At 72.7% G+C, this 10417-nt stretch carries 5 protein-coding genes; all 5 read right to left on the bottom strand.

The genetic code is table 11. The features are described 5' to 3' along the window. Positions 1–3244 (bottom strand): ATP-binding protein (locus AB7U92_RS13925; RefSeq protein WP_428577770.1); only part of this gene is annotated, 3244 nt, incomplete at its 3' end. A gap of 30 nt (positions 3245–3274) precedes the next feature. Beyond that, the gene (locus AB7U92_RS13920; protein ID WP_428577767.1) at positions 3275–4228 is read right to left on the bottom strand and encodes a hypothetical protein; all 954 of its coding nucleotides are present in this window, start codon (positions 4226–4228) and stop codon (positions 3275–3277) included. Between the two features lie 21 nt (positions 4229–4249). Next, positions 4250–5998 carry a hypothetical protein gene (locus AB7U92_RS13915; protein WP_428577764.1) on the bottom strand — a complete coding sequence of 583 codons (1749 nt, stop codon included), beginning with the start codon at positions 5996–5998 and terminating at the stop codon, positions 4250–4252. Between the two features lie 4 nt (positions 5999–6002). After that, positions 6003–7097 carry a hypothetical protein gene (locus AB7U92_RS13910; protein ID WP_428577761.1) on the bottom strand — a complete coding sequence of 365 codons (1095 nt, stop codon included), beginning with the start codon at positions 7095–7097 and terminating at the stop codon, positions 6003–6005. Positions 7098–7131: 34 nt separating this feature from the next. Beyond that, positions 7132–10417, bottom strand: a 3286-nt coding sequence (locus AB7U92_RS13905; RefSeq protein WP_428577758.1) for an immunoglobulin domain-containing protein, incomplete at its 5' end; no start/stop codon positions are given.

Raw genomic sequence — 10417 nt, 5'->3', positions numbered from 1 at the left:
AGTACTCGCGCCTGGCCGGCGGCAAGGTCGACGCCGCCTGCTGCATCCCGGCCGAACTGCGAAGCGCGATCGTCTCGGCCAGCGCGCGGTCGCCGTCCCACAGCGCCGCGCAGAGCTGCGCGCCGATGCGGGGGAACCACTCGGTGGCTGTCACGCCTTCCTCGACGGTGCGCCAGGCGGCCAGCGCCACCTCGCAGGCCTGCGAGGTTCGCCCCGCCTCCCGCAACGCGGCGACGCGCCGGCCCTGCACCGCCAGCCACAGGCCGCGTGCCCCGTGCTCGCGCGCTGCGGCCGCCGTCATCGCCAGCAGCGGCAGGATGGCCTCGGGCGGGCAGCCGGGCTGGGCGACGCACAGCAGCGCGGCGCGCAGCGGGAAGTCGTCGAGCCCGACGATGTCATCGAGCACCGCCTGCGCCGGCAGCGCCTCGCCGGCGCCAAGCAACGCGGCGCGCACGCGCGGCCGCTCCGGGCCGTGCAGGTCGGCGCGCGCTTCCAGGGCCTGCCAGGTCTTGAGCGCCAGGTCGCGACGGCCGAGTTCGAAATGCAGCGCGGCCCGGCGCGCCAGCGCCGCCACGTCGTTGCGGACCAGCCCCTGCGCGCACAGTGCGGCCGCGCGCTCCGCGTAGACGAGCGCCGTGCCGAGGTCGCCGCTGCAAGCGCGGATAGCCAGGCAGCTGGCCAAGGTGTTGGAGCGCGTATTCGCGTAGACGCCGTCGCGATCGTCGTCTGCGATCGCCTTCGCTTCCCAGCGCAGCGCCCGCGCCATGTCCCCCTGCTCATACGCGCTCGCGGCCAGTGAGGCCGCGATGCCCAGCATCCACGGCTGGCCGCGGCGCCGGCTGGCCACCTCGATGGCTTCCTCGAGCCGCCGGTCGCCGTCGGCGTAGTGGCCGAGCGAACCGAGGATCACCCCCAGGGCATGCAACAGCTTGAAGTGCGTGTCGGCGAGATCGAGCCTCGCCGCTCCCGGCACGACATCGGCCAGCCGCCGCAACGCCGCCTCGGCATGGCGCGCGGCGCCGGCGAGTTCGCGGCGCTCCCAGTCGAGCGCCGTCAGGCTCCACAGCAGCTCGACCTCGATGTCGGCCGCGCCGGCACTGCGCGCCAGAGCCACCCCCTCGGTTGCCACGCGCCGCGCCTCGTCGAAGCGGCGCTGCTCCACCCACAGCGCGACGTGCACGCAGGCCGCCGAGGCACGCTGCACGTCGTCCACCGCGAGTGCGTCGAGGTCGCCGACCCAGCGGCGGATCCGGCCGTCGACGCAGCTCTCGGTCTGGGCCTCGGCGGCATGGAAGTAGGCATCGAAGGCATCGCGTTCGCGCCCCGCCGCGCGCAAGATGTCGCCGGCACGACCGAACAGGCCGCCCGCCTCCTCGTGCCGCCACAGCTGCCGCGCCCGCAGCGCCGCGGCCAGCAGCGACGGCACCGCGCGCAGTTCCTCGTGCGCGGCCAGCCAGTGCTCGGCCACGCGCGCCGGCTCGCCGTCGCGCGCCTCGAGCCAGGCCGCCACAGCGGCGTGCAGGGGTCGCGCCACGGCGTCGGGCACCGACGCCAGCGCCGCCTCGGCGATCAGGTCATGTGCGAAGCCGGTGTCCTGCAACACCTGCGCGGCCTCGAGTTCGCTCCAAGCATCGGCGAGGTCGAGCACCGGCAGGCCGAGCACGGCAGCAGCCAGCGCCGAACTCAAGTCCTGCCCGGCAACCGCCGCACAACGGGCCAGGCGCAGCGCCGCCGGGCTGAGCCGTGCCAGGCGCTGCTGGATCAGGCGCAGCACGCTGGCGGCGGCGGGCCAGTCGATCGCCGCCGGTGCATTGCCGCCCGCCGGTACCAAGGTGCGCCCCGGCTGCAACAGCGCGGCCTTGATGGTCTCGAGCACGAACAGCGGGTTGCCGCCGGTGTGCGCGCGCAGCGCCGTCGCCTGCGTGAGGCCGTCGAACCCGTCGAGCCCGAGGGAATCGATCAGTTCGGCAACCTCGGACGCCTGCAGCGGCGGCAGGTCCAGGACCTGCGTGCTGGACAGGCGTTGCATCGCGTCGCAGAAGTCCCGCGCCGCCTCGCCGAGCTCGGCCGGCCGCAGCGCAACGATCCAGCCCGCATCGCCGCGTCCGGCCAGCGCCTGCAGCAGCGCAACGCTGGCCGCGTCGGCAAACTGCAGGTCGTCGATCACCAGGCAGCGCAGCCCGCGTTGCAGCGCCTGCGTGAACAGCACCTCGAGCGCCTCCATCATCTGCTCGCGCTGCGCCAGCGCAGCCGCGCCCAGCTCCGGCAGCAGCCGCGCCAGCGCCTCGCGCTGCGACGTGTCGAGCTCGAGCCGGTGCGCGGCGATCAGCGCGCGCAGCCAGCGCCCGGCCAGCGCGTAGGGCACGGCGGCATCGCCTGGGCGCGCACCGGCCGCCACGGTGGCCGTGTCCTGTACGCAGAGGAAGGCGTCGATCAGTCTCGACTTGCCCATGCCCGCTTCGCCACGCAGCAGCAGTGTCAACGGCTCGCGGCCGGCCCGCGCGAGCTGCGCGATCTGCGCGTCGCGGCCGAGCAGGCGGGGCGGTCGCAGCACCGCGGCGGGCACGCCGGTCGGCGCCGGCGCGGCGGTCGCGACCTCGAGGGTGCGCAGCAGGGCCAGCGTCTCGGGCGATGGCCGCGCGCCGACCTCGTTCTTCAGGATCCGCTCGCAGGCGTCGAAGGCGAGCAATGCGGCGGCGCGGTCGCCGGCGAGGTAGTGCAGGCGCATCAGGCGCCGGTGCGCGTCTTCGGCGAGCGGGTCGAGCGCGAGCAGTTCGCGTGCATGGCCGAGCGCATCGGCCCAGTCCTGCGAGCGCTCCGCCATCGCCGCAAGCTCAGCGAGCGACTCACGCAGCCGCTCGCGGCGCCGCTGGCGCTGGCGCGCGAGCCAGCCGGCCAGCTCGGTGCCGGGCTCCGGCTCGAGGCCCGCCAGCACGTCGTCGGAGGTCTCGAGATCGTGCAGCACGCCGTCGGCCAGCACCAGGGTCTCCTGCCCGCCCACCAGATCGATGCCGGCGAGCTTCTTGAGCTGGAACAGTCGCTGCCGCAGCGCATTGCGGGCGGCCTGCGCTCCGCTGTCGGGCCACAGCAGCTGCGCCACGCGCGCTCGCGGCGTGGGCCCCTCGATGGCGAGCCAGGCCAGCAGCAGCGCATCGCGCACCGGCAACGGCAGGGCGGCGCCGGCGCCCCGGCGCAGCAGCGGGCTGGCGGCGAGCTGGAGTGCGGCGATCGCGGTGTCGGCCATGCGCCGATTATTCCCGCCGTCCCGGGCCCGTCAGCGCGGCACGAAGCGCCAGCGCACGACGAGCTGCCCCCCTTCCGGCCCGCCGCCCCCGATCGTCAGCGTGCGCTCGCCGGACTGCTGGCGCGAACCCGGACGCAGTGCCACGGTGAACGGACTCGCCTTGCCTGCAACCTGGAAGAGCTGCTGGCAGGCGCCCGGCCTGCCCGACTCGCTGGCGCCGGGCATGTCCGTGGTGATCACCTCCGTGCAGGGCAGGACGTTCAGCGGCGCCGGCAGGCGCACGAAGAGCGTCTTGCCCACGCTGTCGGACTCGACGGCGGCGAAGCCGGCTGCTGCCTGATCGCGCGTGCCGGCCGGCGGCGGCACTGCACCGGCGCCGCTGCGGCGCACCTCGCGATGGCAGCGGGCGCCGGGACGCTCCATGCACAGAGGATCGGCGGTGACGAACTTCTGCTGCTCGTCGATCTGGTAGCTGCCGCTCAGCGAAATGCTCTGCCAGGCCTGGTAGCGCAAGGCGCCGGGCTGCATTACCGCACTGGTCTCGGCGCCGGTCTTCAGCAGCTCGCGGGTCGGCTGCTGGCCGGCCATCGCGTTGCCCATCCTGACGGCCTCTCGTTCGATGCAGGCCTCGTCCTCGCCGCACCTGGCCAGCAGGGCCTCGACGCCGGCCACCGTCGGTGCCATCTGACTGCTCATCTTCTCGGCCTGGGCGCGCTGCTGGTCGACCTTGGCCATCTGCTGCGCATCCGGCGCCTGCAGCCGCGCCTGCGAGGCCGGCGCGTCCGCGGCCAGCTCGGAACTCATCGACACGCTGTGCCTGATGCGCCACTCATGCGAGTCGTGCTTGTCGGCCTTCTTGCCGCTGGAGGTGTAGAGGTACTCGACGCTGAGCACGCCCTTGGCGCCCTTGGCGGCGAAATCGGCGGCGCTGGCGACGGCCGGCAGCAGCGCGGCGGCGATCCAGACGATTCGATGCAGAGTCATGGTCTCTCCTCGGTGCGTGGGTCAGTTGCAGTAGCCGTTGCGGGTCGGCGCGAGCGTGTAGGTCTCGGTGCCGGTGTTCGACACCACGCCGCGCGGCGTCTTCACGTTGCCCGGCCCGGTGGCAACGATGGCCGTGGCCACCTCGCCGTCGAAGCGGACGGTGTAGCTGCCTTCGCCCCACACCGCGAAGCCGCCCATCGAGCCCTTGTAGGTGTAGCTGCCGCCCTGGACGGAGCTGGGCGTGAAGCTCACCACCACGCCGCCGCCCTCGACCGTGAAGGGCCGCGCGAGGTCGCACACCAAGCCGGTGCCGTGGAACTCGTCGGCGCCGCCGTCGATGCTGTACTGCTCCTCGTTGATCGAGAGCCTGAGCACTTCCTCGGCCTTGCCGCGGCGCGAGGTGGCGGTGAGCCGGATTTGCATGTCGGCACGCCTCGCGTCGGGCGCGATGTGCGTGATCGTCCCGGGCGCAGGGGCGAGCAGTTCCGGTGCGACCGAGGCGCCGCCGCTGAGCGCGGACTTCACGCGCGCTGCCACCTCGCCGCCTTCCAGCCGATGCACCACGCGCACGGGGATCGCGCTGCTGGCCTTGGGCCGCACGCCGCCGGGCGACTTCGCGTCGATGCGGATGCAGGCTCCTGACTGCCAGCGCGAGGCCGCCGCCTGCAAGGCCGCCGTGGCTGTGATCAGAGCGCGCTGCACGCCATTCGAGGCCATCTCGTCGTCGGACGCGTCGGCCTGCGAGGAGGCCCGCACGAGGCGGTGGCCGCGGAGTTCAGGCTGCCCGACACCCGGCCCGCTGACGTGCCAGTCGGTGGCCGTCTCGACGTAGACCTGGCGGCCCCCTGCCGTCGATCGTTCGCCCTGGCGCGTGTGCATGTCGGCCTCGGCGATCTCCGCATCCTCGCCCACCGTGGCGCTGACCTTCAATTCGATCTCTCGGTCGTAGGCGACGTTGCGGCCGCTGCCGGCACGGCCGCCCTGCGACAGGCGCAGGGTGAAGCCGAGCTTGCCGGCGGCATCGGGGCACAGACCGGTGGTGGTGAGCGAGACCTTCGAGTCGGCCGTGAGCAGCAACGGAATGGTCACGGAGGAGGCGAGCTCCACCGTCGGTGTGCCTTCCGTGTCGGCCGTGACGCGCACCGTGGCCGTCTCGCCGTCCCGCCCCTTGAGCTCGCTGTTCAGGCCGCTGAGGTCGGTGCCGGGCGCCACCTTGCCCAGGTCACCGACGCCGCCGAGCAGGCCGATCGTCGAGTTGGCGATGATCACACCGGTAACGCCGTCGGCATCGAGCCCCTGCGCATGCGCCTGCGGCAGCCAATCCGTCAGGCGCTCGCCGGCGCGCTGCCAGGCGCTGCTCGCTCGCACCTGCGGCGCTGCGGTGAGCGCGGGCACTGCTGGCGCGATGCCGGCACGCCGCTGCGACAACCGCGCATCGAGCCGCTCGTTGAACTCCCGCACGACCGTAGTCAGCGCGCGCTGCTCGGCCGCCTCGAGGCGTGCATGCTGCGCAGCGGCAACTGGTAGATCGCCCGCCAGTGCCTGCCACACCGGCGCGTTCAGCGCCGGCATCGGCGCTGCCGCATCGACGCGCAGGCCGGCCAGGGCGGCGCGGGCCTGCACCTGCAGTCGAGCGCGCAGTTCGGCCCCTCCGGGCGCGCCGCGCGGCGTGTCATCGGCTGGGCGCCCGCAGGCCGCCAGCAGGCCGGCGCCCAGCACGGCCAATGCCACAGGCCGGGCGCGGTTCAGGATGCTCTGTGGTGTTGTCATGCCCTCACCCTCCAACTCTTGGCGGCGGGCCGTAGAAGTAGGCGTTCGGGAACCCCGGCTGGTTGTCGAAATCGCCCTCACGCAGCGTCGGCCGGCCATCCTGCGGCGCGAGCACCAGGTACCACGCGCCCATGCCCGACAGCCACTGCATGCGACCCCGATACACCGTGGGCGCCGTCTTCGCCGGCTGCTCGTGCAGTCGCCGGCGCGTCTGCTTGTCCTCGACGTACGCCACGGCACTTTCGGGCTCGACGATCACGCGGTCGCCTTCCATTCGCCAGCGGCCCGTGTCCTCGATGCCCGACACTTCGTTCGGCTTGTAGGTCATCGACCAGACCTCGACGCGGAAGCGGTAGCGCCCGTCGGTGCCGAACTGCCAGCTGCGCCGCGCATAGCCCTGGCCGCGGGACAGCTTGGCCAGTTCGCCGAGCGAGAAGTTGCTGCCCCAGTGCGAGTAGCTGGCCGCGGTCTTCATCCAGGTCTGGGCGGTGATCGACGGGGCCACTTCGGGCCCGGCCGCGGCGGGCACCGGCGTAGTCACCGGCGCAGCCGCCGCCCGCGGCGGCAAGGGCAGCAGGCTGGCGAGAAAGGCCTCGCCCGATGTCGCGCACAGCGCTGCATCGTTGCCGGTCACCACGGCGCTCATGCGCTGGCCGTGCCCGCTGAAGCTCAGCTGGCGCACCGTGTACCGGCCGGCCGCAGCGCCGCGCTCCTCGCCGGTCGCCTCGCTGCGCGTCCAGCCGTTGGCCGCTGCGGCGACCAGCGGTGCCGGGGCCGGCGACGCGACGCCGCGTGCCCGGGCGAGCTGCCCCCACTCTGCCGCGAAATCATCCTGCACGTCGCCGCTCGAGGCCATCGGCGCATAGAGCGCGAACTGGCAGAACGAGCGGCCCTCCACCCGCTGCCAGGCTCGCACTTCCGGGCGCTCGATCGGTTCGCCGGGCGGAGGCACGAACTGCCACAGGCTCCACTGCGACGCCGTGGCCGCGGGCGACGCGCACCCGAGCAGAGCGCTGAGCAAGATGCTCGTGCCGGCGTTCCGCTTCACTTCCGCCTCACACCCGCGCAGCCGGCGCGACGGGACGAAACCGGTCTTCATCGCGCAATCTCCCTCTTCGGTGCGGCTGAGCCCATCACGGCTTCCAGAAACCGCCGGAGACACTCACCTCGGCGGGCGTGGTGCGCGGCACGCTGTCGCCCAGTCCGAGCTGGTAGTCGGAACTGCTGCCCCAGCATTGCAGCGAGCCGCCATTGCGCAGCACGCAGCTGTGGCCCTGGCCGCCGGCCATCGCCAGCGCGCCGGTGAGTCCGCTCACCGCGGTCGGCGTCCACTGGTTCTGGTTGACGTTCCCGTTGCCCATCATCCCGGTGCCCCAGCAGTACACGGCACCCGCGTTCGTGATCGCGCAGGCCATGGCCTCGCCGGCACCCACGGCCGCCGGGTTCAGGTCGAACACCGAGGTGGCCACCGGGCTGGTGTTGCCACTGCCGTCCAGCGCCAGCCCCCAGCACCTCACCTGACCGCCTTCACCGATGTAGGCGCAGCTGAAGCGCCCGCCGAGGGCGAGCTGGTCGGCATAGATGGCGCCGGCCACGTTCGTCGCCTGCGTGGTCGCCACGCCGGCTGCCGCGCCCGATTGCGCCGAGCTGTTGGTGCCCCAGCAGCGTGTGCTGTAGTCGTCGAGCGCGGCGCAGGTGTGGGTGAGGCCGGCCTGCAAGGCCCGCACGCCAGTCAGCGCCGCGCCGCCCTCGGCCTGCACCTGCACCGGCGTGGCGCTGGGCGAAGTGCCCCCGTTGCCGAGCTGACCGCTGCCGTTGGCACCCCAGCACCAAACGGTGGCATCGCCGGCCAGCAGGCAGGTGTGCATCTGGCCGACCGCCACCTGCCGCACCCCCGTCCAGCCCGCGAGCTGCGTGGGCACGAGTGTGTTCAGCGGCGAGCCGCTGCACCAGACATTGCCGCTGGCGCTCACGGCGCAACTGGCGTTCGCACCGGCCGACACCGACACGGCGGCCTCGGGCAGTGACCACACGTAGGGCGTGCTGCGAGCCTGCACGCTGCCGGTGCCGATCTGGCCCGAGGAGTTGTGGCCCCAGCACGCCACGGCATTGGCGGCGGTGATGGCGCAGGTGTGCAGGTAGGCCGCGGCGAGCTTGCCACGCGCCTGGGCCGGTGTGGCCGACGGCGCTGCGCTCACCAGCAGCAGCGCCGGGCTGCTCACCACCACGCCGGCGCCGTTGTAGACCACCACGCCGTAGTTCGAGCCGCTGTCGACCAGGCCGAGCGCCGGCGTGGTGTAGCTGGCCGCGGTGGCGCCGGGGATGGCCACGCCGTCGCGTGTCCACTGGTAGCCGAGGGCGCTGCCGGCCGCCGCGACACTGAAGCTGGCCGCGCTGCCTTCCACGACGCTTTGCCCCGCGGGCTGCGTCGTGATGGCGGGCGCGCCCACGACGGTGAGCGCTGCGCCGTTGCTGGTGAGACTGCCCAGCGAGTTGCTCACGGTGACGGCGTAGCTGCCGGCATCGCTGCCGGTCACGCCCGAAAGCACCAGCACCGCATTGCCGGCGCCCGCGATCGGCACGCCGTTCTTCAGCCACTGGTAGGCGATCGGGCCGCTGCCGCTTGCGGCCACTGCGAAGGTGGCGCTGCCGCCTGGCAACTGCACCTGCGCGGAGGGCTGGGTCGTGATGACCACCGGCGTGGGCACGGCGTTCGGATCGACACTCAGCGTCGCGGTCGCGCTGGTCACGCTGCCGGCACCATTGCTCACACGCACCGAGTAGCTGCCGGCCGCGCCGCTGGTGGTCGAGGCGAGGCTGTAGTAGGCCGCAGTGGCGCCTTCGATCGGCTGGCCTTCCTTGAGCCACTGGTAGCTGAACGGCGCCGTGCCTCCCACGCCCACGGCGAAGGTCGCGGTGTTGCCTTCGTTCACGGACACCGCGGCAGGCTGCGTGACGATGCTCGGGGCGGTGAAGGTCGGCGTCGTGGCCGACACCACCAGCTGCGCGGCCTGACTGGTGGCGCTGCCGGCGGCATTGCTGATCCGCACCGTGTAGGCACCGGCCTGGGCGTTCCCGACCGCCGCCAGTCGCAGGATCGACCCGTTGGCTCCGGTGATGGCCGTACCCGCGTGATACCACTGGTAATTCATGGACCCGGTGCCCGTGGCTACCACCGCGAAGACGGCATCGCTGCCGTCGATCACGTGCAAGGTGGTCGGCTGCGTGGCGATGACGGGGCCGAGCTCGTTGAGCGAAACCGCCAGCGTGACCACCACGCTGTCGACGCTGCCGGCCGTGTTGCTGGCGGTCAATCTGTACTGGCGCCCGTTGTCGGCCAGCGTGGTGGGCGCCGTCGTGAGCGTGGCGTTCGTGGCACCGCTCACAGGCACCCAGGCCTGGCCCGCGTCGAGCCGCGAGTACCACTGCAGTGCCGGTGTGCCGAAGCCGCTGACCACGGCGGTGAAGCTGGCCGTCTGGCCCTCGCGCACCATCATCGAGACGGGTTGGGTGGTGAAGGCGGGGGCCGTCGCCTGTTGCGCTGCGACGAAGTTCAGCATCACATGGCCGCCGTTGAACAACTGGCCGTTGCCGCACTTGCCGCCATAGAACAGCGGCAACGCCTTCGCGGGCACCGGCGGATTGACGCGGAAGTAGCCGTAGGTGTTGGCGCTGCGGTTGTTGAACGCGAAGCTGCCGCCCCCTGTCGACAGCGGGCTGCCTGCCGTGGGCACTTCGTCGGTCTCGGCCAGCAGGGGTTGGCTGGCAGACGTCTTGAGTCCGAGCGTCAGCGGCGCGGTGCAGCCGGCCGGCAGGATCGAGCCGGGCGCCACCGCCACCGTCAGCCTCACGTCCTGCGGGCCGATCAGGTCCGTGCAGGGTCCGCCGTTGCAGCTGAGCGACTCGGTCGACATGCCGAAGGCCGGAGCGGCTTCCACGGAAGCACCGGTGGCCGACGGCTGCTTGCCCGGGAAACGCACCGGCACGCTGGACATGGTGATGCGCGACTCGGTGGCCGTGCCCGGACTGCAGAGCAACTGCACCGACACCTCGCCGCTCGTGGCGGCGCGCGTGAAGATCAGGCTGGTCGGCGAGCTCGTGGCCACGCTGAGCTGAAAGCTGTAGCTGGCGACCGTGCGGTTGGGCACGAAGGCCAGGGGCGTGGTGGCGCCGACGACGACACCGCCCGACGAGCCGAGGCGCAACTGCGGATTGGTGCAGCCCTGCGGCACCTCGCCCCGGTTGCTGCTCACGGTGAGCTGCATGTCGGCGCTGTCCGGCAGGATCTGCAGGCACGGACCGCCGTTGCAGGTGTAGGTTGAGGACTGCAAGGCCAGCGCGGGCAGGGCCTGGACCGCGCTCACGTAGCGCACCGCGACGGGCACGAAGTACGAGAACGACTGCACGTTCACGAGATCG

The sequence above is a fragment of the Piscinibacter sp. genome (genome assembly GCF_050175855.1).
Lineage (GTDB): Bacteria > Pseudomonadota > Gammaproteobacteria > Burkholderiales > Burkholderiaceae_C > Piscinibacter.
Note: the sequence above shows the minus strand (reverse complement) of the source record. Positions and strands in the feature narration are given on the sequence as shown.